Annotated in this window: 28 protein-coding genes; 8 read left to right on the top strand and 20 right to left on the bottom strand. The window is 67.9% G+C overall.

The genetic code is table 11. From position 1 onward, the window contains the following. Positions 1-45 precede the first annotated feature (45 nt). On the top strand, positions 46-405 hold the full coding sequence (locus GVV77_RS07100; protein ID WP_159617439.1) for a hypothetical protein: 360 nt from the start codon (positions 46-48) through the stop codon (positions 403-405). Here GVV77_RS07100 and GVV77_RS07095 read toward each other — a convergent pair. After that, positions 402-1307, bottom strand: a complete 906-nt coding sequence (locus GVV77_RS07095; RefSeq protein ID WP_159617438.1) for a DUF4031 domain-containing protein — start codon at positions 1305-1307, stop codon at positions 402-404. The two genes, GVV77_RS07100 and GVV77_RS07095, sit on opposite strands and share 4 nt — an antisense overlap. Before the next feature lie 153 nt (positions 1308-1460). Here GVV77_RS07095 and GVV77_RS07090 point away from each other — a divergent pair, with 153 nt between their 5' ends. Further along, positions 1461-2555 (top strand): WD40/YVTN/BNR-like repeat-containing protein, encoded by a 1095-nt coding sequence (locus tag GVV77_RS07090; RefSeq protein ID WP_159617437.1) that lies wholly within the window; start codon positions 1461-1463, stop codon positions 2553-2555. 10 nt (positions 2556-2565) lie between these two features. Beyond that, a complete protein-coding gene (locus GVV77_RS07085) occupies positions 2566-2853 on the top strand; it encodes a MoaD/ThiS family protein (protein ID WP_159617436.1) in 288 nt (95 codons plus the stop codon). 96 nt (positions 2854-2949) lie between these two features. On the opposite strand, the gene GVV77_RS07080 is transcribed toward GVV77_RS07085, so the two are convergent. The 6 genes from GVV77_RS07080 to GVV77_RS07055 form a co-directional block, all read right to left on the bottom strand. Continuing rightward, the gene (locus GVV77_RS07080) at positions 2950-4572 is read right to left on the bottom strand and encodes a 5-oxoprolinase subunit B/C family protein (RefSeq protein ID WP_246199681.1); all 1623 of its coding nucleotides are present in this window, start codon (positions 4570-4572) and stop codon (positions 2950-2952) included. A gap of 1 nt (position 4573) precedes the next feature. Then, positions 4574-5323 carry a LamB/YcsF family protein gene (locus tag GVV77_RS07075; RefSeq protein ID WP_246199680.1) on the bottom strand — a complete coding sequence of 250 codons (750 nt, stop codon included), beginning with the start codon at positions 5321-5323 and terminating at the stop codon, positions 4574-4576. 79 nt (positions 5324-5402) lie between these two features. Then, positions 5403-5654: a CDGSH iron-sulfur domain-containing protein gene (locus tag GVV77_RS07070; protein WP_159617433.1), complete on the bottom strand. Its 252-nt coding sequence runs from the start codon at positions 5652-5654 to the stop codon at positions 5403-5405. Continuing rightward, complete coding sequence (locus GVV77_RS07065) at positions 5651-6682, bottom strand: iron-containing redox enzyme family protein (RefSeq protein ID WP_159617432.1); 1032 nt, start codon at positions 6680-6682, stop codon at positions 5651-5653. Before GVV77_RS07065 ends, GVV77_RS07070 begins: the two co-directional genes overlap by 4 nt. Positions 6683-6889: 207 nt before the next feature. Continuing rightward, the gene (locus GVV77_RS07060) at positions 6890-7357 is read right to left on the bottom strand and encodes a DUF4383 domain-containing protein (RefSeq protein ID WP_159617431.1); all 468 of its coding nucleotides are present in this window, start codon (positions 7355-7357) and stop codon (positions 6890-6892) included. A 36-nt stretch (positions 7358-7393) separates the two neighbouring features. Next, positions 7394-8275, bottom strand: coding sequence for a manganese catalase (locus GVV77_RS07055; RefSeq protein ID WP_159617430.1), 882 nt, complete (start codon positions 8273-8275; stop codon positions 7394-7396). Positions 8276-8558: 283 nt separating this feature from the next. Between GVV77_RS07055 and GVV77_RS07050 the strand changes: the two genes are divergently transcribed. From GVV77_RS07050 to GVV77_RS07040, 3 genes are read left to right on the top strand one after another with little or no spacing between them, the layout of a single operon-like run. Next, a complete protein-coding gene (locus GVV77_RS07050) occupies positions 8559-9320 on the top strand; it encodes a hypothetical protein (RefSeq protein ID WP_159617429.1) in 762 nt (253 codons plus the stop codon). Then, positions 9320-9772, top strand: coding sequence for a phage holin family protein (locus GVV77_RS07045; protein ID WP_159617428.1), 453 nt, complete (start codon positions 9320-9322; stop codon positions 9770-9772). The genes GVV77_RS07050 and GVV77_RS07045 overlap by 1 nt, the downstream gene beginning before the upstream one ends. Then, complete coding sequence (locus GVV77_RS07040; protein ID WP_159617427.1) at positions 9769-10440, top strand: DUF3618 domain-containing protein; 672 nt, start codon at positions 9769-9771, stop codon at positions 10438-10440. The genes GVV77_RS07045 and GVV77_RS07040 overlap by 4 nt, the downstream gene beginning before the upstream one ends. 64 nt (positions 10441-10504) lie before the next feature. On the opposite strand, the gene GVV77_RS07035 is transcribed toward GVV77_RS07040, so the two are convergent. Together GVV77_RS07035 and GVV77_RS07030 are read right to left on the bottom strand one after the other, a co-directional pair. Beyond that, positions 10505-10954 (bottom strand): cysteine hydrolase family protein, encoded by a 450-nt coding sequence (locus GVV77_RS07035; protein ID WP_246199679.1) that lies wholly within the window; start codon positions 10952-10954, stop codon positions 10505-10507. 76 nt (positions 10955-11030) lie between these two features. After that, positions 11031-11366 (bottom strand): hypothetical protein, encoded by a 336-nt coding sequence (locus GVV77_RS07030; RefSeq protein ID WP_159617425.1) that lies wholly within the window; start codon positions 11364-11366, stop codon positions 11031-11033. Between the two features lie 487 nt (positions 11367-11853). Between GVV77_RS07030 and GVV77_RS07025 the strand changes: the two genes are divergently transcribed. Beyond that, positions 11854-12732 (top strand): DUF2382 domain-containing protein, encoded by an 879-nt coding sequence (locus GVV77_RS07025; protein ID WP_159617424.1) that lies wholly within the window; start codon positions 11854-11856, stop codon positions 12730-12732. Positions 12733-12919: 187 nt separating this feature from the next. Then, positions 12920-13339 (top strand): MarR family winged helix-turn-helix transcriptional regulator, encoded by a 420-nt coding sequence (locus GVV77_RS07020; RefSeq protein WP_159617423.1) that lies wholly within the window; start codon positions 12920-12922, stop codon positions 13337-13339. Between the two features lie 13 nt (positions 13340-13352). Here GVV77_RS07020 and dnaB read toward each other — a convergent pair whose 3' ends face one another. From dnaB to GVV77_RS06965, 11 genes are all read right to left on the bottom strand, one after another. Next, positions 13353-14729, bottom strand: coding sequence for a replicative DNA helicase (gene dnaB / locus GVV77_RS07015; protein WP_133404248.1), 1377 nt, complete (start codon positions 14727-14729; stop codon positions 13353-13355). Between the two features lie 612 nt (positions 14730-15341). Further along, positions 15342-15791, bottom strand: a complete 450-nt coding sequence (rplI, locus tag GVV77_RS07010) for a 50S ribosomal protein L9 (RefSeq protein WP_159617422.1) — start codon at positions 15789-15791, stop codon at positions 15342-15344. Positions 15792-15808: 17 nt separating this feature from the next. Further along, positions 15809-16048 carry a 30S ribosomal protein S18 gene (rpsR, locus tag GVV77_RS07005; RefSeq protein WP_005273147.1) on the bottom strand — a complete coding sequence of 80 codons (240 nt, stop codon included), beginning with the start codon at positions 16046-16048 and terminating at the stop codon, positions 15809-15811. 116 nt (positions 16049-16164) lie between these two features. Next, on the bottom strand, positions 16165-16719 hold the full coding sequence (locus GVV77_RS07000; protein ID WP_133404249.1) for a single-stranded DNA-binding protein: 555 nt from the start codon (positions 16717-16719) through the stop codon (positions 16165-16167). Between the two features lie 59 nt (positions 16720-16778). Next, entirely contained in the window at positions 16779-17084 is a 306-nt protein-coding gene (rpsF, locus tag GVV77_RS06995) for a 30S ribosomal protein S6 (RefSeq protein WP_120165970.1), read from the bottom strand. A gap of 173 nt (positions 17085-17257) precedes the next feature. After that, positions 17258-18550, bottom strand: coding sequence for a M18 family aminopeptidase (locus GVV77_RS06990; protein WP_159617421.1), 1293 nt, complete (start codon positions 18548-18550; stop codon positions 17258-17260). 90 nt (positions 18551-18640) lie between these two features. Further along, positions 18641-19525 (bottom strand): ABC transporter permease, encoded by an 885-nt coding sequence (locus GVV77_RS06985; protein ID WP_159617420.1) that lies wholly within the window; start codon positions 19523-19525, stop codon positions 18641-18643. After that, on the bottom strand, positions 19522-20475 hold the full coding sequence (locus GVV77_RS06980) for an ABC transporter ATP-binding protein (protein WP_159617419.1): 954 nt from the start codon (positions 20473-20475) through the stop codon (positions 19522-19524). The genes GVV77_RS06985 and GVV77_RS06980 overlap by 4 nt, the downstream gene beginning before the upstream one ends. Before the next feature lie 129 nt (positions 20476-20604). Then, a complete protein-coding gene (locus GVV77_RS06975) occupies positions 20605-21453 on the bottom strand; it encodes an ABC transporter permease (protein WP_159617418.1) in 849 nt (282 codons plus the stop codon). After that, on the bottom strand, positions 21450-22442 hold the full coding sequence (locus GVV77_RS06970; protein WP_159617417.1) for an ATP-binding cassette domain-containing protein: 993 nt from the start codon (positions 22440-22442) through the stop codon (positions 21450-21452). Before GVV77_RS06970 ends, GVV77_RS06975 begins: the two co-directional genes overlap by 4 nt. Positions 22443-22488: 46 nt before the next feature. Beyond that, positions 22489-23691 (bottom strand): MFS transporter, encoded by a 1203-nt coding sequence (locus GVV77_RS06965; protein ID WP_246199678.1) that lies wholly within the window; start codon positions 23689-23691, stop codon positions 22489-22491. Positions 23692-23779: the final 88 nt, after the last annotated feature.

The raw sequence follows: 23779 nt of genomic DNA, 5'->3' as shown, positions 1-23779 counted from the left end.
GGCTTGATGGGACAACGGAGCGGGCACGAGACCCAGGGGAAGATCATGAAAATCGGCCGAAAACAGTACGTTTCCGGCGCGGCACTGCTGCTTACGAGCACCCTCTTTGTGCCGCAGGGCGTGTCCGAGTTCGCCACCTCCGCCGCCACGGGCGAACCGGTTGCCCCGACGGCGGGGCTCAACCTTGCGGTCGGCATGGCGATGGTCCTCGCCGCAGCGGCCCTGCTGGCCTGGGGTTACTGGTTAACGCACCGGCGGGGGGCCCCGCCGAGGGGTCCGGTGGAGGACCCCGATGAGCCACTCTTCCGTCCCGGCTACGGCAGCCGGCCGGAATCCCCCGACTGGCGCGAGCATCCGCTGCGGCCGCGCGACGGCGACGGCGGAGCCGGGCCGACCGGCCGCTAACCGGCCGCGGGAGCTCCCGGGAACCCCAGCCGGGCCAGTTCGGCCGACAGATTCTCCCGGGCCCTCCGGTCCCAGAGTGCCACGCCCTTCTCGGTGGAGAAAAGCGGATCGAGGTCCAGCAGGTGCCGGACGACGTCGGCGCGCCCGGCGGTGAACGCGTCGTCCGGCACCTGGGCGTACTCCCTCCGCACCGCCGCGGTGTAGGCGTCGTAGTCTCCGCCGCTGCCGCCGAGCACCGCAAGGTCCGCGTCGCAGAGCAAGGCCCCCGCCCGGTCGCCGGCGCCCGGTGCATGGGTGCGGGTCAGCAGCACCAGCCGCTGCACCTCGGAGACCTCGGCGGGAGGCAGCACCCCGTGCAGCAGGCCCGCGGCGAGCCCGGCCGACGTCTCCTCGTCCTGCCCGGCCTTCCCGGCGTACACGGCGTCGTGGAACCACGCCGCCAGCAGCACCGGCCGGCGCAGCCCGGCGTCGTCGGGCTCCAGCAGCTGATCGAGTGCCTCGAGCACCGCGAGCAGGTGCCGGAGGTCGTGGTAGGCGCGGTGCGGCTCACTCCACCGCTCCACCAGGCCGGCCCCCAGTTCCGCCGTTCCGGGCAGGAGGGCCTCCCACCGGCCGGCCAGCACCGTCCTCAGGCGTTTAGCGCGGCGGCGGGCCGGGATCCGGAGTCCGCTGGCGACGAGGATCCGCGTCAGGTCCCCTCCGCTCACCTCCACCGCGCCCCGGCGCACGAGATCGGCGTAGCGGCGGGCCGGCACGTCGTAGTGGTCCTCGTCGAAGGCCCGCTCCGGCACTCCGGCGTCCGCCGCGAAGGCGTGAAGTTCTGCCAGTGAGTCATTGGAGATGAGGTGGGAGAACTCGGTGCCGTGGGCCGGCCATCGGGGCGGGTCGATGAAGATGGCCATGAGGGAAGTCTAGTGAGCGGTTCCAGGCCGGGATGCCACCGCCGCGACGGGGTTTCCGCGGGGGGCCCGACGACCCTGTACAGATCGGGTGGCGTGTGCCATTCTTCCAATGTTCCTGCGACATCCCGTTTACGCAGCCATTTGGGGGCAGCCATGAACGACCAGGCGACCACGGTGCTGGCCATCGGCACCAAGAAGGGACTCTGGCTGGCCACGAGCCGGGACCGCCGGTCCTGGACCCTGTCCGATCCGCTGTTCCTCATGCAGGAGGTCCCCGGCGTCGGCATCGACACGCGAGGCGGGCGCACCCGCATCCTGGTGGGCACCCGATCCGAACACTGGGGGCCGTCGGTCGTCCACTCGGACGACCTGGGCGCCACCTGGACCGAGCCGGAACGCGGAAGCATCGGTTTCGCTCCGGACGACGGCGCCGCCCTTGAGCGGATCTGGCAGATCCAGCCGGACTCCGAGGGCCGGCCGGGGGTGGTGTGGGCCGGGTGCGAGCCGATCTCCGTCTGGAAATCCACCGACAGCGGGGAGCACTTCGAACTCAACCGCGGCCTATGGGACCACCCGCACCGCAGTGAGTGGGGCGCGGGGTACGGCGGGGCCGCGGCACACACCGTCCTCCCCAGCCCTGCCGACGACTCGATCCATGTCGCCATGAGCACCGGCGGGGTCTACCGCTCAGTGGACGGCGGAACCTCGTGGGAGCCGCGCAACCGCGGAATCTCCGCCTATTTCCTGCCCGATCCGCAGCCGGAGTTCGGACAGTGCGTGCACAAGATCGCCCGCGACGCCGGGAACCCGCGACACCTGTACGCGCAGAACCACCACGGCGTCTACACCACTCCGGACGCCGGCGACACCTGGACCTCAATCGCCGAGGGGCTGCCGTCTGACTTCGGCTTCGTCATGCTCGCCCATCCCCACCGGTCAGGCACCGCGTGGGTCATTCCGCTGAAGGCCGATGGCGAGCGGATCCCGCCGGACGGCGAACTCGCGGTGCACCGCACCGACGACGGCGGCGGGTCCTGGTCCCGGCTGCACCGCGGCCTGCCCTCCCGGGAGTACAACGCCGTGCTGCGCGATGCCGCCGCCGTCGACGCCGCCGACCCCGTCGGCGTGTACTTCGGCACCCGTGGCGGCAGCGTGTACGCGAGCGCCGATGAGGGTGAATCCTTCGTTGAGGTCGCCTCCCACCTTCCCGACGTCCTCACGGTGCGCGCCGCCGTCGTCGCGAATTAAGCGTTCCACCGTGAATTCCGTCAGCGTCCTGATTCCGACCCTGCTGCGCCCGCTGGTGGAGGGGCGCAGCGAGGTGGTGCTGCCGGCGGAAGCGCCGATGACCGTCGGGGGCATCCTCGACCGGCTGTCCGAAGGGAGGCCGCTGCTGGAGCGGCGGATCCGCGATGAGACCGGCGCGCTGCGGCGTTACGTGAACATCTATGTCGAGGGCGAGGACGTGCGCCGGCTTGAGCTCCTCGACACGCCGGTGGAGCCCGGCGACACCGTGATGGTCATCCAGTCGGTGGCAGGGGGCTGACCCGGGGACCGGGTCCAGCGGCTTCCATCGACAGTGCAGAACCAACCGGCCGGGGGGCCTCCCCACGGTAGGTACTGCGTCCTCGAGGGGAAGGCCTTACCCTGCCGGGAAGGGCGAGTGCCCGGGGGACGCCTCGAACCGGAGCTCCGCACCGGGCGGCAGCTGCGCCGCCCGGTCGAGGTCTTCGGAAATCACCACGCCGATCACCGGGTATCCCCCGGTCACGGGGTGGTCGGCGAGGAACAGCACCGGAAGTCCCGACGGCGGCACCTGAAGGGCTCCCCGCACGGCGCCCTCACTGGGCAGTTCTCCGGATTTCACCCGCTGCAGCGCCGGGCCCTCGAGGCGCAAGCCGACCCGGTTCGACTGCGGCGTGACGGTCCACCGCGCCGCGCACAGGCGGGCTGGCTCCCCGTTGGCAAACCAGTCGGCCCGGGGCCCGGGCACGATCCGCAGGACCGCCGGCCGGGACACGGCCGAGGGCAGCTCGGGGTTTCCCACCGCGCTGCCGGGGGCGGTGCCCGCACTGAGGAACCCGCCGCGGGCCAGGGGCTCGGGACCGAGGCCGGAGAGGACGTCGGTTGACCGGCTCCCCAGGAGCGGGGCCGCCTCCCAGCCGCCCCGGACCGCGGTATAGGTGCGCAGCCCCTCGGCGGGCGCCCCAACCGCAAGCGTCTCCCCGGCCCGCATCAGGAAGGGAGCGCAGGTGTCGACGCTCCGTCGGGTCCCCCCGGGCGAGGTCACCGCCAGGGGTGCCGGAGCCCCGGTCACCGCCAGCACCAGTTCCGACCGGGCCTCGAGCACCAGGCCGCCGAAGAGCGATTCGACGACGACGGCGCCGGGCGGGTTGCCGACCAGGCGGTTCGCTTGGCGGCAGGACCCCCGGTCGAGCGCTCCGGAACCCGCGACGCCGAGGGCCGCGTATCCGGGACGCCCGAGATCCTCGAGCACGCTGGACAACCCCGGCTCGACGACGAACGCCCCGGGGCCGGGAACGGGGACTGAGATCTTTCGGGGCGCTCCGCGGCCTCGCCGGGCGGGCAGGGCTCCCGAGCCGGGGGCGGACGCCGCGCCGCGCCGCGCCGCCGTGCTGACCGACTCCCGGACGGCGGTGAAACGCACCCGGTTGCCGGGCCGGATGAGGGCCGGCACGTCCCGTCCAAGGTCCCACAGCACGGCGTCAGTACGCCCGATCAGCTGCCAGCCGCCGGGGGATTCACGCGGATAGATGGCCGAATAGCCTCCCGCCAGGGCCACCGAGCCGGCGGGAACCGACGTCCTTGGCGACGCCCGGCGCGGCACTTCGAGCCGCAGGTCGCCGCCGGTCAGGTAGGCGAACCCCGGTGCGAAGCCCCCGAAGGCGGCGGTCCAGTCCTGCGAGGTGTGGGCGTCGACGACGCCGGATTCACTGAGCCCGGCGTGCCGAGCCACCTCCGCGAGGTCGGCGCCGTCGTACATCACCTCAATGTCGATGCGGGCCTCTTCGGACCGGGGGCCGACGGAGAAGTCCAGCGAGCGGATCCGCCTGGCGATCCGGGCGGCCTGCCGCGCGGACCCGGCGGTGACCAGGACGGTCTGTGCGGCGGCCACGACATCGACCTGGCCCTCGGACGGCTCCGCGTCCAGCTGCGCCTGCAGGCTGAGCACCTCCGGCAGGCCGGGCAGTTCGACGAGGAGCGCCCGGTCCCCCACGGCCCGGATCGAAACACCGGCATCCATCTCAGGCGAAGCCCGCGATGGGCACTCCCGCACCGATGAGGGCATCGTGCACGGCCGCGGCCATCCGTACCGCCCCCGGGGTGTCGCCATGGACGCAGATGCTTTCAGCGGCGATATCCACCCAGGATCCGTCCACCGCACGGATCCTGCCTTCGGTGGCGATCCGCAGGACATGCTCGACGACCCCGCCGGTGTCGTGCAGCACGGCGCCCGCCTCACGCCGGTCGACAAGCGTTCCTTCAGGGGAATAGGCACGGTCGGCGAAGGCTTCAACGACGGTTCGGAGGCCCGATGCGCGGGCAGCGCGTTCGATTTCCGAGTGCGGGAGGACCAGCAGCGGCAGGGTTTCATCCACCCCGCGCACCGCATCTACGACCGCCCGCGCGTGGCCTCGGTGGTGGACGATGGTGTTGTAGAGCGCGCCGTGGGGTTTGACGTAGGAAACCCCGGTGCCGGCCGCGCGGGCCAGCGCCTGGAGCGCGCCGATCTGGTAGATGAGGTCGTCCGTCAGCTCCGCGGGCGCGACGTCAAGGAACCGGCGCCCGAAGCCGGCCAGGTCGCGGTAGCCGGGGTGCGCGCCGACCGTCACACCCGCGGCCGCCGCGGCCGCACAGGTCGACCGGATGCCGGTGGGGTCTCCGGCATGGAAGCCGCAGGCCACGTTGACGCTGGAGACCGACCGGATCACCGCGGCGTCGTCGCCGAAGGTCCAGTTACCGAAGGATTCCCCGACGTCGCTGTTTAAATCCATTCGATCACCGCCACCCATCGACCCCGGGACCGGATTCGGCCATGGGTCGAGCATAAACGCGGATCGCGCACCGGCGCAGCTATGGCGCGGGAGGCTCGGTCTTGAACCCGATCAGCTTATGGGACCCGTCGCAGTAGGGCTTGAGGACCGAGGCCCCGCACCGGCACAGCGCCACGGTGCGCCGGGTCCGCGGCAGCGCCTCACCGTCGGGGGTGACCACCTCGAATTCGCCGCGGACCAGTAGCGGGCCGTCGGGGCAGGCGACAATCGAGGCCGCCGGAGTTCCGGTTCGGGCGGCCCCGGCGCGCGGGGCCGGATCGGCGGCGTTCATGCGGCGAACGACCGGTCCGGCTGCAGCGAGGAGCGGCCCTCCGCCCAGGCATCCATAATGTGCCGGGTCATCCAGGAATCCACGAGCAGCGCCGCCGCGGCGCCGAAGAGGACGTCGCCCAGGAGGCGGGGGTCGGCCTCGACCAGCCCGCCGGCGAGGTCGCGTCCGGCGATCTGCTCGTGGACGGCGTCCGCCTCGACGTGCTCCTCGAAGTATCCGGTGGCGTCCTCCCCGAAGCCGTGGCGGGCGAACCCGCGGGCATACAGGCGGTTGGGCTGGGAGGAGGTCATCTCGTACGCGGTCAGATGTCCCACGATCGCCCCGCGCAGGCGCCGGTTCAGCCCGAACAGCGACATCATGTTCGTCGAGGCGAGCGTGATGGCGGGAGCCGCGTCAACGTAGGCCCCGTAGGTGTCATCGAGGCCAACGGCGCGCATGGTCCGGGCGAAGAGCGCCGAATGCATCCGGTCCGGATGTCCTCCGCCGTACTCGTCCGCTTGGATCTCGACGAGGGCGGCCTTTGCGCGCCCGGTCAGGCGGGGGATGGCCCAGGTGTGGGGGTCCGCTTCCTTGAGCTGGTAGATCGACTTCTGGATGAGGAATTCGCGCAGCTGCTCCGCGTTTGCCTCCTTGGCGACGAACCGCGACATGCTCGGTCCGGTGTCCTCGCCGGTCAGCCGGAATAGTTCAGCGGCCACGGCCTCGCTGGTGGGCTCCGGAGCCGCGCCAACCACCACAGCCCTACGCAGCCGCTCCTCAAAGGCTGCCTCGATCAGCTGGCGGACCCGGATCAGGCCCGGGTCCCACTCCCAACCTTCGGCGGCGCCGTCGAGGCCGGAGTAGTGAAGTTCGTACAGGCAGAAGAGGGTCAGCTGAAGGTCATCGTCCACGACGACGTCGGCGGTGCGGGCGAGCGCGGCACGCACCGCGTCCTCGAGGTCCTGGGTCCGGGCCGCCGCGGCGGGCTCATCGGTGACGATCTCCAGGAGAAGTGCGCTGACGTTTCCGCGCGCCGTGGGCTGCTTCATCGAACACTCTTTCTGTCTCGGGCCGGCTTTTTGGTTCAGGCCGGAGAACCGGGGTCACGGTGGAACACTAAGCATACTTGGTTTCATTTCGTCGGCGACCAGTTTCCCCAGAGCAGAGAACTGCCGGGGCACCCATCCCGTAGATGGACACCCCGGCAGCGGTACCGCCCCCGCCCCCAGCGGCGGAAGGCGGCGGATAGGGCGGCGTTACCGGAGGGTGCTGGTGCGGCTCGTCGTGCGGCTGGCACTGCGGCCCAGCAGCAGGGCGAGGGCGATCATACCGACGCCCAGGACGAAGTGCAGCCAGTCATCGGCGGTGTTCAGCGGCACGAAGTTGGCCGCCGAGGTCTTATCGATGAACAGGCCGTACAGCCAGAGGACGAGGTAGATGACGCCGCCCCACAGCAGGTAGTTCTTCGCCCCCGAGGCGGTCTTGGCCATGGCAAGGCCGGCGATTCCATAGAGCAGGTGAACGATATTGTGGAGGATCGACACCTGGAACAGGCCGAGGAGCAGTGCCCCGGACTGGTGCCCGGCGAATGCCAGGGACGCGTAGTTGGTGGTGATGCCCGGGATGAAGCCGAGGATTCCGACCAGGACGAATACCGCCCCGACCGCCTGAGCCGCTTTCTGCACCGCGGTCTTCCCCGTGGCCGTCCTATTGTTCGATGTCATTGCTTCTCCCTTTCATTGGTTGATGTGGACGGAGTGCTATTCGCGGTTCAGTTTGTCCTGCAGGGTCCCGGCGGCCTTTTCCACGACATTGGGGATTTCGGTGGTCCCGTAGAAGCGGGCGTCAGGATGGGTCGGCGGCGGCATCGGCGCGTTGGTGGTCGGCCCTTCGTGGTAGGAAAACTCCCCGTGCCCGTCCGGGGTCGGTCCCGAGGCCCAACTGCCCGAGCCCGCCGCGGCACCGTCGGAGAAGTTGAGGTACTGGTAGGAGACCGGGCGGTGCTCCTTCTGGAGGGGGAAGTTGCTGGGCACTGGCATTGACTCCAGCTTTTCCTCCTGGAGTTCGCGCGCGGCCGCCATCCACTGGTTCTGGTGCATGGTGTCGCGGGCCAGCAGGAAGGAGAGCATGTCCCGCACCCCGTGGTCGTCCGTCATGTGGTAGAGCCGGGCCACCTGAAGGCGGCCCTGCATTTCGGCGTTGGCATTGGCGGTGAAGTCCGCCAGCAGGTTCCCGCTGGCGGTGATGTAGCTTCCCTGCCAGGGGTTGCCCATGCTGTCCGCGGCCCTGGCGCCGGCCCCGGCGACGATAGCCTGCTGCAGGTCGGTTCCCCCGACCACCGCGGCGACGGCCGGATCGGACTGCACTGCGTCGCTGGTAATGCCGAGCGGGGCCTTCTCCAAGAGCTGGGCAATCATCGTGGCGAGCATCTCGACGTGCCCGAACTCTTCAGCCCCGATCCCGAAGAGGAGGTCCCTGTACTTTCCAGGAACATGGGCGTTCCAGGCCTGGAAACTGTACTGGAGCGCAACGGTGATTTCGCCGTACTGGCCGCCGAGGACCTCCTGGAGCTTCCGCGCATAAACTGCGTCGGGTGCATCCGGGCTGGCCTTGTACTGCAGTTCCTGCTTGTGAAAAAACACAGGTAGGTACCTTCCCAATCCCGGTCCGGCCTTGAAGCACCCCACCCTCGAAGGCAGGGCATCCGCCGGACCTCTTGCTTCGACGCTAGACCTGTGATTAGCATTTCCGGAAGATAGTAAGCGTACTTATTTAAAAACTTGCGGAAATGCCCCGGGTGGCTTGCGCGATTAAAGTAAGCATGCTTAGCTTTAGGAAGTAAGTCAGGCGGACGCCGCCGGACGAACGCATCGCTTACACGATGGAGCATCCGTTTCACCGGCAATATCAACGTAAGGAACTAACATGACTACGCAGAATTGGCCGCAGGATCCACTGGTTCCGTCAACGACCGGCACTGACTACGAGAGCGGCACCACCCAGGCCGGCCAGTCGACTACCTCAGTCGCCAAGGGTCAGGCCAAGGAGGTCGGCAAGGAGGGCGCAGGCGCCGCGCAGCACGTAGCGCAGACCGCCGCCTCGGAGGCGAAGAATGTCGCAGCGGAAGCTGGAACCCAGGCGAAGAACCTCGTCAGCGGGCTCGGCTCGGACATCAAGAGCCAGGCCGGCGCGCAGCAGCAGAAGGCGACCGAGGGCCTGCGTTCGATCAGCGACGAGCTCCGCTCGATGGCGGACAAGTCCGACAACAAGATGGTGTCCAACCTGGTGCAGCAGGCCTCCCAGCGCACCAGTGCCGTCGCCGGGTGGCTTGAGAACCGTGACGCCACCGACATCCTCGACGACGTCAAGGGCTTCGCCCGGCGCCGCCCCGGAGCCTTCCTCGCAATTGCCGCCGGAGCGGGCCTCGTGGTCGGCCGCCTCACCCGCGGTCTGACCGGAGCGCAGGCCGACGCGAAGTCGGACCAGGACCGCCTCAGCGGGACGCCGGGCACCGACTACGGCACCCCGTCCTACGCCGGCACCGCGACGTCGATGCCGCAGACCTCCAGGGGCAACCACGTCGCCGAGTCCTCACCGGCCTTCGTCGACCCCGCCGCCGACTACCCGACGATTCCCCCGGGAACCCCGCCCGTGGGCACGCTTCCTGATGAAAGGGATCTGCGCTAATGAGCGACGCATACACCGGCGGAGCCCACTCCGCCGCTCCGCCGCCTCCCTCGGAGGCTGAACAGCGGGCCGCCAACAATTCGGTGGGCGAGCTGCTCTCGGACGTGACCCGCAACCTCTCGACGCTGATGCGCCAGGAAGTTGCACTTGCCAAGGCTGAGCTGACTGAGTCAGGCAAGAATGCGGGCAAGGGCGCCGGTATGTTTGCCGGCGCCGCCGTAGGAGGGCACTTCGTGCTCCTGTTCCTGTCCCTCGCCCTGATGTGGGGACTGGATGTCCTGATGCCGATCGGTTGGGCCGCGGTCATCGTCGCGGTCATCTGGGGCATCATCGCCGCGATCCTCGCGGCAATGGGCAAGAAGGAAATGAAGCAGATCCGCGGCCTGCCGGATACGGCCGAAACCATCAAGGAAATTCCGCCAACACTGAAACCAGGTGAGCAGACCCCATGAGCCAGACTCCAGAAGAAATCCGCGCCGACATCGAGCGCACCCGACGTGAACTTGGTACCGATGTCGACGCGGTGGCCGATAAGGTCAACCCGTCCAACATCGCGCACCGCCAGACCGAGAAGGTCAAGAACACCTTCAGCAACGTCAAGGATTCAGTAATGGGCAAAGCAGACGACGTGAAGTCGAACGTGATGGGCAAGGCAGATGACCTGAAGTCCGGCGTCTCCGACAAGGCCGGCTCGACCACCGGTTCGGCGAAGTCAGCAGCACAGCAGGCCGGCCACGCAGTGCAGGATGCACCGCGTCAGCTCACTAACAAGGCCGCGGGAAACCCGCTCGCCGCAGGCCTCATCGCCTTCGGTGCCGGCTTGCTGACGGCTTCGTTGATCCCGGCAAGCCAGAAGGAAAAGGAGGCCGCCTCCGCCCTGAAGGAGCAGGCCGCCCCGCTTGCCAGCGGTGTTGCCGATACCGCCAAGGAAGTTGTCGAAGGACTCAAGGAGCCGGCTCAGGAGGCAATGGAATCCGTCAAGGAGACCGCCGCCCAGTCCGCCCAGAACGTCAAGGAGGAAGGCCAGCAGGCCGCCTCCGACGTCAAGGGCAAGGCGCAGGACGCCAAGGGCCAGGTCCAGGACTCCAGCAGCTCCAGTTCCAGCCCCCGCGGGTTCTAACCACCCCGGTGCGGGAACAGACTGCACCTAGGTGAAAGGGGAGGGCGCTCGGCGCCCTCCCCTTTCACGTATCCCCCGTGGGCGTCCGCCCGCTGTGCCGTCGTGTCCAGGGCGAGGACTTGAGCGCCTGGAGGAGCGGCCCTCCGGAGAGCACCGGCTGGCGGTATTCGTCTGAGAGGATCGTGAGCATGGAGGAGGCGTAGTCCTTGTTGGTGCAGGTGATGGCATCCTCCGCGAAGGCCACTCGAAAGTTGTGTGCGAAGGCGTCGGCCGACGTGTGCGCGATGCAGTTGTGCGTCGCTACGGCTGCCAGCACCAGCCCCTCCACCTCAAGGGCCCGCCGCCTTCCGGCCAGGTCTGTGCCGAAGAAGGCGCTGCCACGGGTCTTCACCACCCGCTCAAAACCCTCGGCCTCCAGCCCCGCGACGAGCTCCGTCTGCCGGCTTCCGGCGTGAAGAAGGCCTCGGTCGTCCTCGAGCATGCTCAGGGTCCAGGTGGACCCTCGGTCGTTCACGTTCCCCCGCGGGCGGTCCCTGGGCGCGCGGAGTTCTGCTGCGGGCCTGGCGGTGCCGCCCGAACCTCGCTGGCAGCTACCCCTCCGCGGCGGCCGTCCTGCCCTCATCCATCGGCATGAGCGCCACGGCAGGCGGTACTGGCGCCATGGCCCCCACGGCGGGCGGTGCGGGCTTGGCGGTCAGGAGCGGCACGACCTCGTCGGCCCGCGGCGCACCCACGAGGCGCTCCACGTCGCTCTCGGCGATGCCGGCGGCCGCAGCCGCGTCTTCGCGGCTCACCCCCGCGTCCAGCGCGCGCTCGACGGCCTCACGGCACACCAGCGCGAGCCGGTCGCGTTCGAATTCGGCATTTTCAAGGTCGGCCGCGGCGACCATGATGCGCTTGATGCGCTCGTCGTCCATGTCGGGCATAGCGGGCCTTTCGGTTTTCGCCCGGGGAGGGCGCTGGAGCAGAGCAGGGCAGGAGCAGCGAGGGCGCAGAAGAAGGTCCGCCGGAAGCAGAGTGGAAAACAACCCAGAAGAGACGGGGGCGTCAACGCATCGCTTCGGACGCCCCCTGGAGCGGCCCGGAATCTTTCACAGGCCGGGGAGGCAGCGGAAGATCCGGGAATCTCCCGCTGGGGATTCGCCGTGGCCTTTGGCTGGACCTTCCCTCGATTCTACGGAGCACGCCCCGGTTTTGCGAAGCCACGCCGTACCGGAACCGGCGGACTCCGGTGGGTCCGCGTCGAACTTTCTCGGGATAAAAGCTAAGCAGGCTTTCAATTAACTACTAAGTGTGCTTACTCTAGAGGCCGGTGGTCCCTTGGGGGGAGAGTTCAAATATCCCATCACCGCTGACCTCAGAGCCAGGAAATTTCAGTACCCCTCAAATGAGCTACAGCAGAAGGAGAACGACATGATTACCCAGGAAAACATCGATACCATTCTCAGCCGCGGCGGCAACGTCATCGGATCCGACGGCGACAAGATCGGCTCGATCGGCCAGATCTACCTCGATGACCAGACGGGCGAGCCCAGCTGGGTCACGGCCAAGACGGGCCTGTTCGGTACCTCCGAATCCTTCGTCCCGCTGCAGGGTGCCGACGTCGAGGGGAACGACGTGCGCGTCCCCTACTCCAAGGCCCAGGTGAAGGATGCTCCGCGCATCGAGTCCGACGGCAACCTCAGCCCCGAGGAAGAGGACCGCCTGTACCGCCACTACGAGCTGGGCGGCACGAGCGGCTACACCGACACCACGGGAACCGCCGGCATGACGACGGATACCGACCGCCGCGATACCGACTACGTCGACACCGACCGTCGGGACTCGGACTACGTTGAGACCGGACGCCGGGACACCGTCGGCCACGACACCTCCGGCCCGACCACGGACGATGCCATGACGCTCTCCGAGGAGCAGCTGCGCGTCGGCACCGAACGCCGCGAGGCCGGCCGGGTGCGCCTGCGCAAGTACGTGGTGACCGAGAACGTCACCAAGACGGTCCCCGTCTCCCGCGAAGAGGTCCGCCTCGAGCGCGAGCCGATCACCGACGGCAACGTCGGGGCGGCAATGGACGGCCCGGCGATCAGCGAGGAGGAGCACGAAGTGATCCTCCACGAAGAGCGCCCCGTTATCCAGAAGGAGGCCGTACCAGTCGAGCGCGTGCGTCTCGATAAGGACACGGTGACCGAGGACCACACGGTCAACGAGGAAGTCCGCAAGGAGCAGATCGACGTGGACGGCGACGATCAGAACGGCATTAACGATTCGAACCGCCGCGACGGCCGGATCTAACTAGTCAGCCGTGCGATGGGAAGGCCTGGAGCGCCGCGCTCCGGGCCTTTCCCATTCACGCCTCCGCTCGGCCGCCCGATTGGATCAATCAGGGGCAGGGATAATAAGTATGCTTCCTATTCACTCAACATTTGTTTAGAGTGGTGGATAGGACGACCGCAACCACCTAGTGGAAGGACACTCCCTCATGCCGGAGTTGAACGAATGGTCGACCAGCCGCCTCCTGACCACCGCTGCCCGGATCGTGGAACACTCCTGGAACGAAAAGCTGCTGAGCATCGGCATCACCCACGCGGGTCTGACGACCCTCGGGGTGCTGGCCCGGGAAGGCACCATGACCGGCGTTCGGCTGGCGCAGCTGGTCCACGTCCAGGCTCAGACGATCGGCCGGACCCTTGACCGCCTGGAAAAGCGTGGGCTGGTTACTCGGTTGAGGAATACCGCGGACCGCCGCAGCCAGCGCATCACCATCACGTCGGCCGGCCTCAAGGCGCTGGAGAAGGCCCAGAATATCGAGCACGAGCTGATGCCCGAAGACGGGCTCGCCTCGCAGGACCTCCGGAACCGGCTCCAGACGGTCATCAACGAGCTGGGCCCCCACAAGTAGGCAGGCGCGGAGCCTAGAAACCTCCGCCGTCCGCCGCCATATTGTTGAACCGCGAGTAATGGCCCTGGAAGCCGACCACAATCGTCTTCGTGGGGCCATTACGGTGCTTGGCCACAATGACGTCGGCCTCGCCGGCCCGGGGTGATTCCTTGTCGTAGACGTCGTCGCGGTGCAGCAGGATCACCATGTCGGCGTCCTGCTCGATCGAACCGGATTCGCGGAGATCCGAGACCTGGGGGCGTTTGTCGGTCCGCTGCTCCGAACCGCGGTTCAGCTGCGACAGGGCCACCACCGGGACATTGAGCTCCTTGGCCAGCAGTTTGAGCGCTCGTGAGAACTCCGAGACCTCCTGCTGCCGTGATTCGACCCGCTTTCCCGAGGACATCAGCTGCAGGTAGTCGAGGACCACGAGCTTGAGGTCGTGCCGCTGCTTCAGGCGCCGGCACTTCGCACGGATCTCCATCAGGGACATGTTGGGGCTGTCGTCGATGAACAGCGGCGCGTCATTCATGCGCCCCATGGTGGTGGCGATCTTGCCCCACTGTTCATCCTTGATGGTTCCCTTGCGCAGGTCCTGGAGGCCAATGGTTGCCTCCGCGGAGAGCAGGCGCATCGCGATCTCGTTCCGCCCCATCTCGAGGGAGAAGAAAACCGTCGTGAGGTTGTGCTTGATGGCCGCCGAGCGCGCCCAGTCGAGCGCGAAGGTCGACTTACCCATGGCCGGACGCGCGGCGACGACGATCATCTGGCCGCCGTGGAGGCCCTGGGTGAGTTCGTCGAGCTCGTAGAAGCCCGTGGGCACTCCGGTCATGCCCTCGCCGCGGTGCCCGGCGGATTCGATCTCGTCGACGGTTCCCTCGATGATGTCCTTGAGCGCGACGTAGTCCTCCGCCGTCCGCCGCTCGGCCACCGCGTACACCTCGGCCTGGGCGGCGTTGACGATGTCATCGACTTCTCCGTCGTTGGAGTAGCCAAGCTGGACGATCTTGGTACCGGCATCGACGAGGCGGCGCAGGACCGCCCGCTCGCGCACGATCTCGGCGTAGAAGCCGGCGTTGGCGGCGGTGGGAACCGACTGGATGAGGGTGTGAAGGTAGGCGGGCCCGCCGATGCGGGAGATCTCGCCGCGCTTGGTGAGTTCATCCGAGACGGTCACGGCGTCCGCCGGCTCACCCCGGCCGTAGAGGTCGATGATCGCCTCGTAGATGCTCTCGTGGGCGGGCCGGTAGAAATCGATGCCGCGGAGCACCTCGACGCAGTCCGCGATGGCGTCCTTGGAGAGCATCATGCCGCCAAGCACCGACTGCTCGGCCACCAGGTCCTGGGGAGGCGTCCGGGCGAACTCCGGCGACCGGGTGTCCTGTGATGAGTCTGCATGTGCCAAGGACACGGGCGCCGCCTTCTTCCGTTAAGCTCTCCCCTCGGCAGCCTGCCAGCCCTCTGGTTGACCGGCTGGGCCGGGGTCGGTTACTGAAGATGTATCACCCGGCACTCCCATTCGTGAGGGATCCTCCGCAACGCTAGCCGCCGCCGGGCACGGCACCAAGCGCGCTCCCCACAGGCCCTGTGGATTACCTGTGGACTTCGCGGCGTGTCTTGTGCACAGGATGTGGAGAAGCCTGTGGACAACAAACTATTTTTCCCACAAAAGGGCCTTTGACGTGGGAAAACTTTATCCAGTGCCTGTGGAGGAAAAGTAATTCCCCCGGAACCTTCATCCACAGGTTGTATGTTGACATCCCTGCTTCGGAGGTCGCCGATGGCACGTCCCCTGTGCCTGCGCGGCGCCCCCACGGCCCCTGTGCGGCCGCCCGGGGCTGTGGCGAGGATCAATAGCCGGGACCTGATGGAGGGCTACCGGCGGCCGCGTAGTCGATCACGAGGCGTGCATACACGAGGGACCCGACAAATACGCCGGTGGCGAGCGGCCGGCCGGCGGTTAACGACAAGGGACCCCCGCCGGTGGCGGGGATCCCCTGGGTGTACTGCTGGACAGGCGGAACTAGCCCGCGACGACGTCCAGATCGATCACGGCGGCGACGTCTTCGTGGAGACGGACATTCGCCTGGTAGGAGCCGACCGACTTGATGTGGGCCGGCAGTTCAACCTTGCGCTTGTCGATGCTGCCGAGGCCTGCGGCCTCAACTGCCTTGGCGACGTCGTCGGCCTTGACGGTGCCGAACAGGCGGCCGGAGTCGCCTGCCTTGACCGTGAGCTTGACCGGCTTGGCCGAGAGGGCAGCAGCCTGCTTCTGGGCATCCTCAAGTGAGGCATGCTCGCGGGCAGAACGGGCGGCCTTGATCGACTCGACCTGCTTCTCGCCACCCTTGGTCCACATCAGGGCGAAGCCGCGGGGCAGAAGGTAGTTACGTGCGTAACCGTTCTTCACCTCGACAACATCCCCTGCGGCACCGAGGCCGGTTACTTCCTGAGTCAGAATGAGCTTTGCCATGAAAAGGTTCCTTTCCCTTAGCCGCGGCCGGCGCCGGAGTAGGGCAGGAGTGCAACTTCGCGGGCGTTCTTGATTGCCTGGGCGATCTTGCGCTGCTCCTGGACGGTGACACCGGTGACGCGGCGGGCGCGGATCTTTCCGCGGTCGGAAATGAACTTACGCAGCAGGGCTACGTCCTTGTAATCGATGACGGTGACGTCAGCGGCCTTCAGGGGGTTGGACTTTGGTTTGGGCTTACGGAGTTCAGCCTTAGCCATCGTGGTGCTCCTTGATCTATTGGAGCCCGCAGAACTGTTCTGCGGGATGGGATGTGCGGGGTAAATCTTTGGAGTCAGGGGCTCCGGGACGGAGCGGGCCCTGACTTCGGGAGAGCCTAGAAGGGAGGTTCGGAGGAATCCGGGCCGTTGCCCCAGCCCTGGGAGCCGCCGCCTGCGGGTGCGCCCCACGGGTCGTCCGCGGGCTGCTGGGCCTGCTGGCCGCCGCCCCAGTTGGAGTTGGTACCGGCATTCCCGCCGAAGCCGCCGCCGCTGTTGCCGCCGAATCCTCCGCCGCCACCGCCTGAGCGCTGGGTACGGCTGATCTTCGCCGACGCATAGCGCAGGGAGGGACCGATTTCGTCCACCTCAAGCTCCATGACGGTGCGCTTTTCGCCCTCTTTGGTTTCGTACGACCGTGACTTGAGTCGGCCCTGGGCGACCACGCGGGTCCCCTTGGTGAGGGTCTCCGCAACGTTCTCGGCAGCCTCGCGCCAGACCGACGCGCGGAGGAACAGCGTTTCGCCGTCCTTCCATTCGTTGGACTGGCGGTCGAAGGTCCGCGGCGTCGATGCGATGGTGAAGTTCGCCACCGCCGAGCCGGACGGCGTGAAACGAAGCTCGGGGTCGTTGGTGAGATTTCCTACGACCGTGATTGTGGTTTCGCCTGCCATGGTGCCTCCTTGGGTCACGTCCCGCCGGAGCGGGATAGGTTCAGTGGAAAGGGGCCGAACTACTCGGCCGTAACCTTCTGCTCCTCGGGGCGGATGATCTTGGTGCGCATGATGGTCTCGTTGAGACCAAGCTGGCGGTCAAGCTCGGCTGCCACAGCGGGGGTAGCGGTGAAGTTGACGACGGCGTAGATGCCCTCGGCCTTCTTCTGGATTTCGTAGGCAAGGCGCCGGCGTCCCCAGATATCCACCTTGTCCACGGTGCCGCCGCCGTTGCGGACGACATTCAGGAACTTCTCGAGTGTTGGTTCGACGGTACGTTCCTCGACGTCGGGGTCGATGATTACCATCAATTCATATGCACGCATGTGTGAACCCACCTCCTTTGGGCTAAACGGTCACGGCCTTTCCGTAACAGGAGGTTCTTTAGCGTTGGCCTGGCCGGAAGCGGACGGGATTTCCCGGCCACCTGAATCAGCACAGACCTGCCAATACTACCGGATACCGGGCCCCGCACGGAACGGCGCCTGTCGGGCTTCGGTCAGGACTGGGTTGCGGGACGGACAAAGAACCGGGAGAGAACACGCGCCAGCCGTTCCGGGTCCTCGACCCCGCACATCTCACGAGCCGAGTGCATCGACAGCAGGGGCGTTCCGACGTCGACGGTGCGGATGCCGAGACGGGTGGCGGTGAGCGGACCGATGGTTGAGCCGCACGGAACGGAGTTGTTCGATACGAACTCCTGGTACGGCACTCCGGCCTCGCCGCAGAGGACCGCCCAGTGGGCGGCGCCATGGGCGTCGGTGGTGTACCGCTGGTTGGCGTTGATCTTCAGCAGCGGGCCGCCGTTGAGCACGGGGTGGTTGGCCGGGTCGTGCCGTTCGGCGTAGTTCGGGTGGACGGCGTGGCCGGCGTCGGCGGAGATGCAGAATGAGGCGGCCAGGGCACGCATCCGGTCCTCGAGGCCCGCGCCGAGCGCGGAGGAGATGCGCAGCAGGATGTCTTCGAGGAAGGGTCCACTGGCGCCGGAGCGGGAGGCGCTCCCCACTTCCTCGTGGTCGAAAGCGGCAAGCACGGCGATGGGGCGTCCCTTTTCCGCCCCGGCGGCCGCCTCGAGCAGGGCGGCGAGCCCCGCGTGCACGGAGGTGAGGTTGTCCAGCCGGCCCGAGGCAAAAAAGGCCCCCTCGGCACCGAAGACCCTGGGCTCCTGTGTGTCGGCGGCCACGAGGTCGAAGCCGCCGATATCGGCCGGGTCGATCCCCGCCGTCGAGGCGGCGCGACCCAGCAGGTCCGCCTCCCGCGGATCCCCGAGGCCCCACACGGGGAACATGTGCTGCTGCTTGTCGAGGGCGAGTCCGTCGTTGACGGCCCGGTCGAGGTGGATCGCCAGCTGCGGAAAGCGCAGGAGGGGCCCGGTATCGACGAGGTGCTCGCGCCCGTCGAGGGTGACAATGCGCCCGGCGAGCGTGAGTTCGCGGTCCAGCCAGGAGTTCAGCAGGGGCCCGCCGTAGACCTCGACGCCGGCCTGCAGCCATCCGTACCGGCCGGTGGTCGGCTTCGGCTTGAGCTTGAACGAGGGCGAATCGGTGTGGGCGCCGAGGATGGAGAAGCCGGTGGTGGCACCCGCGTCCTCGGGGAGGATCCAGGCGATCAGCGCGCCGTCCCGGATGACGAAGTAGCTGCCGGGCTCCGCGGGGAAGACCTCCTCCTCGAGCAGGCGGACGAAGCCGGCGGCCTGGAGCCGCCGGCCGCCCTCGGCCGCGGCATGGAAGCTCGAGGGGGCGGCGCTGACATACGCGCCGAGGTCATTGATGTGGGTCAGTGCGTCGGACATGCCTTCGATTCAATCAGAGAACCGCCGGATTCCGCTGTCCGGGGCCCGAGGAGCAGACCCCGGACCGAGCGGAAACCGGCAGCGGCTGCGTCAGACGTCGCGCTTCCGGGTCACGAGCAGCGAGGCGGCCAGCAGGACGAGAGCCCAGGCCGCCAGAACGAGGCCGCCTTCGAGCTGGGTCAGCGCCCCTTCTTCGGCGGCGACGGCGACGAGCCGTTCCCCGGCGTTGGTCGGCAGGAAGCGCGCGGCGTCGGGGATCCAGTCGGCCAGCCCGGAGATCAGGTTCACAACGACTACGGGAAGGACGAAGAACAGCCCGACGGCCGTCACGACCCCGCCTGCGGTATTGCGCAACAGCGTGCCGATCCCCATGGAGATCACCGCGATCAGAGCCAGGTAGGTGCCGGTGTTCAGAATGCTCGCGACAATCTTTTCATCGGAGAGGGCGAAATCGAGGTCCTCAACGGCCAGGATCGGCTGGGCAACAACATAGGACAGGAGCGCGGCGGCGGCTCCGATCAGGAAGGAGACGGCGGCGGCGATGACGTTCTTCCCCAGCAGTGCCGGAACCCGTTTCGGGACAGCCACCATTGTCGACCGGATCATCCCGGTGGCCCACTCGGAGGCGATCAGCACCACGGCGAGGGAGGCGATAAGGAGCTGCCCGAAGATGATCCCCGAGGAGGGAGCGCCGCGGGCGAGGTCGCCGAAGTCCGGCAGGGCCTCCCCCGGAGGACCCATCTGCGGCGGAGGTCCGCCGGAGTCAAGCTGGGCCTGGCCCGTCTGGAGGGACCAGGCGAACAGGGCGGCCAGGCCGACCATCACCACGAGGGTGCTCGCAAGCAGGATCACCGTCGAGGGCACCGTGGTGACCTTGATCCATTCGGACCTCAGCACGCGCACGAAGCTGAGCCTGGGCCCGTCGGAGCGGCGGGCCTTGGTCGGGGCGGCGGGGGTTGACGTCGAGGTGCTCATGAACGGCTTCCTTCGGGGGCACCCTGGGCCTGTGCGCCGAGGGGCAGGTCGTGAGAGGAGTACTCGACTTCAGAGGCGGTGAGTTCCATGTACGCCTCCTCGAGGGAGGCCTGCAGGGGGGTCAGCTCATAGACGAGTACCTGCTCGCGCAGGGCCGCCTCGGCGATCCGGCGAGGATCGGGGCCGGTGATTTCGAGCAGGTCGGGCTCAAGGAACGTCGAGGTCGTCCCGTCCCCGCCGAGCGCCGCCAGCAGGTCGGACGGCCGGTCGGTGCGGACGCGGGTTCGAAGCTGTCCGCGGCCGGCGAGGATCTCCGAGACCGGGGCATCGGCGATGATTCGGCCGCGCCCGATCACGATCAGGTGGTCCGCCGTCATCGCCATCTCGGACATGAGGTGGGAGGAGAGGAAGACGGTCCGCCCCTCGGCGGCGAGGCCGCGGGCGAGGTGCCGGATCCACTGGACGCCCTCGGGGTCAAGCCCGTTGACGGGCTCGTCGAGGATGACGGTCTGCGGGTCACCGAGCATCGCCACGGCAATCCCCAGGCGCTGGCCCATCCCCATCGAAAATCCGCCGACCCGCTTTTTGGCGACCGGCCCGAGTCCGGTCATCTCGATGACCTCGTGCACCCTGCTGTTCGGGATCCCGTGGGTGGCGGCCATCGCCCGCAGGTGGTTGTAGGCGCTGCGCTTGGTGTGGAAGGCCTTCGCCTCAAGCAGTGCGCCCACCTCCCGCAGCGGCGCCCGGTGCTCGGAGTACCGGCGGCCGTTCACGCTCACGGAGCCGGCGCTCGGCGTGTCGAGCCCGACGATCATGCGCATCGTCGTCGACTTTCCGGCACCGTTCGGGCCAAGGAACCCTGTGACCTTGCCGGGCTGGACGGTGAAGGAGACGCCGTTGACGGCCGTCTTGTCGCCGTAGCGTTTGAACAGGCCCTGGGCCTCGATCATGGGAACGTCCTCTGGATTGCCGGGTAAGGGAGGCGCGGTCGGGCAGGGCCCCCGGATGCCACTCTAGGGGGAAACCGCCCGCGCCGGTCAGGCGGATCCAATCCGCCTGACCAGGTGCGGAGAAACGGTTCAGCGGGAGCTGATCGAGGCGAACTTCCGGATGCACAGCGGAACGAAAATCAGCAGCATCAGGATCGCGCCGGCCAGCACCGTCGGCACTGCGTTCTGCATGGGCCAGGCATCCGGGGTGGGCACCGAACCGACATTGCCGAAGAGCTCCCGTGCCGCCTGGACCAGCGCGGAGACCGGGTTCCAGTTGGCGAACGCCTCGAGCGGCGCCGGAAGGGTCTGGCTCTGGACAAAGGCGTTGGAGATGAAGGTGAGCGGAAACAGGATCATGAAGGAGGCGTTGTTGATGACCTCCGGAGACTTCACGCTCATGCCCAGCAGTGCCATGACCCAGCTGAAGGCATAGGAGAACAGCAGCAGCAGCCCGATACCGGCAAGGAAACTGCTGAAGGGCGCGTTCACCCGCCAGCCTACGACGAACCCGGTCGCCATCATGATGAGCATGGAGATGCCGTTGAGCACCAGGTCGCTGTTCGTGCGTCCGACCAGAACCGCCGAAGAGCTCATCGGCAGGGTCCGGAACCGGTCGATGATGCCGTCCTTCAGGTCCTGGGCCATCGCCGAGCCGGAGAAGGTCGAGCCGAAGATCACGGTCTGGGCGAAAATCCCGGCCATGAGGTACTGGGTGTAGTCGGTGCCCTCGACCTGGATGGATCCACCGTAGATCTGGCTGAACAGCAGCACGAACATGATCGGCTGCAGCACGGCGAACACAAGCATGTCCGGGGAGCGCTTGAGCTTCGTCAGATTGCGCTTGGTGACCGTCCATCCGTCGGACAGCCACATCGAGGCGGCGCCGGGCTCGGGCGCGGGCCGGGCCTGCCGGTTTTCGGGGGCCAGGACGCTCATTTCGCGTTCTCCTTCTCAGCAGGGACGTTCTCATCGGTGTTTTCGGCGTGCCGGCCCGTGAGCTTGAGGAAGACATCGTCGAGGCTGGGGCGCCGCATGCCGGCGTCGTGAAGTTCGACCCCTGCCTGCCCCAGGTCACCGAGGACGTACTGCAGGGCGCGCGGCCCGTTGATCACGCCTACCTCGACGGTGCGGCCGTCGGTTCCGACAGTGGCCTCCCCGTCGCCGTGGCGGGCGAGGATTTCCCGGGCCGCTCCGGCGTCAGCCGGGTTCACCAGGGTGACGACCACCCGGTGGCCGCCGATCTGCGCCTTGAGCTCGTCCGCCGTTCCTTCCGCGATGACGCGCCCGCCGTCGATCACGGCGATGTCGTCGGAGAGCTGATCCGCCTCCTCGAGGTACTGCGTGGTGAGCAGCAGCGTGGTGCCGTCGCTGACCAAATCCTTGATGATCCCCCAGAGCGAGAGGCGGCTGCGCGGATCGAGACCCGTGGTGGGTTCGTCGAGGAAGAGCACCTTGGGGTTGATCACCAGTGCCCCGGCGAGGTCGATCCGGCGGCGCATGCCGCCCGAGAAGCCCTTGACCGGCCGGTTGCCCGCCTCCGTGAGTTCGAACTGTTCGATCAGTTGCTGAGCCCTGCGCTTGGCCTCGCGCGCGCTCAGGTGGTAGAGCCGGCCCACCATTTCAAGGTTCTCGAACCCGGTGAGGTTCTCGTCGACGGCCGCGTACTGCCCCGAGACGCCGATGATGCGGCGGGCCGCTTTCGGATTGGCGAGAACGTCGATTCCGTCGACGAAGGCGGTGCCCTCGGTGGGCCGGATCAGCGTGGTCAGTACCTTGACCACCGTGGTCTTCCCGGCGCCGTTCGGGCCGAGCAGCGCCTTCACGGTTCCCCGGGGCACGGATAGGTCCATCCCGGCAAGGGCATGGACCGGGCCGCTTTTTGAGCGGTAGGTCTTCTTCAGACCGGAGGCCTCAATCATTGTCATGCGGAAAAGCTTAGGCGTGCACTCCGCCAGCCCCGCACCATTCAGGTCAGGTTCTGTCCTTATCCAAAATTGCCGTGTGCTCCTCGCTGGCCCGTTCGCGGGCGGCGGGGGCGACGAGGAAGGACGCAAGCACTGCGGCGCCGACGGCGAGCAGCGCCGTCCGGATCCCGACGAGGTCACCGAGGAAGCCCAGCAGGGGCGGACCGGCGAGGAAGGCGGTGTAGCCGATTGTCGAGACGACGGAGACCCGCAGCGCGGCGTGGCGCGGGTCATCGGCGGCCGCGGACATACCCATGGGGAAGCCCAGTGCGGCCCCGGCACCCCACAGCACGGCCCCCACCCCCGCCAGGAGGACATTGGGGGCGAGCACGAACAGGAGGAGGCCCGCGAGGGAGGTTCCGAGGCTCGCCTGAAGCACCCGGACCCGGCCGTGGCGGTCGATGTAGCCCCCGCCCACGAAGCGGACGAGGGTCATGGCAGCGACGAAGACGGCGAACATGAGGGCCCCGACGCTTTCGCTGCTGCCCAGCCCGTCCACGGTGGCCTTGGCCACCCAGTCGTTGGCGGCGCCTTCCGTCAGTGCGGCACCCAGCACCACGAGTCCGATCAGCAGCGTGCGCGGCTCGCGCCAGGCGGAGAATCTGCCGCCCGCCACCGGCGCCTGCTCGGTGTGCCCGGGTGCGGCCACGGGCAGGAAATACCGGGGCATCCACAGGGACACGGCGAGGGACAGGACCGCAATAGCCACCAGGTGCGCCGGCAGGTCGACGTCGACGGCGGCAAGGCCTGCGCCCAGCAGCGCCCCGAGGAACGCACCGCCGCTGAAGGCGGCGTGGAAGCGCGGCATGATGGTGCGCCGCAGCCGGCGTTCGACGTCGGCGCCCTCGATGTTCTGGGCGACGTCCCAGAGGGCCACGCCGGAACCGAAGAGGAACAGCCCCGCCCCGGTCAGCGGCACCGACTGGAACTGCAGGCCGGCCGCGACGGTGGCCGCGGCGAGCGCCGCCGCAGCTCCTCCTACCCGCACGGTGTTCGCCGTGCCGACGCGCGCCGAAATCAGACCCGCAAGGGGCAGGGACAGGACCGAGCCCACCGCCCCAACCAGCAGCAGCGCACCCATCTGGCCCGAGCTGAGCTCAAGCGCTGCCGAAGCAGCGGGGATCCGGGCGGCCCAGCTCGCAAAGACGAGGCCGTTGAGCCCGAAGATGGCGAAGGTGGCCCAGACGGCGGACTTCAGGTTGGGGTTCACCCTGCCACCGTAGCTGTGCGCTCCGGCGGCATTCAAACCGGTCCGCCCGTACTTCACCGGCCCGGGGGACCCACCGGCGGGGACGAAC

The organism is Arthrobacter zhaoguopingii (assembly GCF_009828605.1).
In the GTDB taxonomy this organism is placed as follows: domain Bacteria; phylum Actinomycetota; class Actinomycetes; order Actinomycetales; family Micrococcaceae; genus Arthrobacter_D; species Arthrobacter_D zhaoguopingii.
Note: the sequence above shows the minus strand (reverse complement) of the source record. Positions and strands in the feature narration are given on the sequence as shown.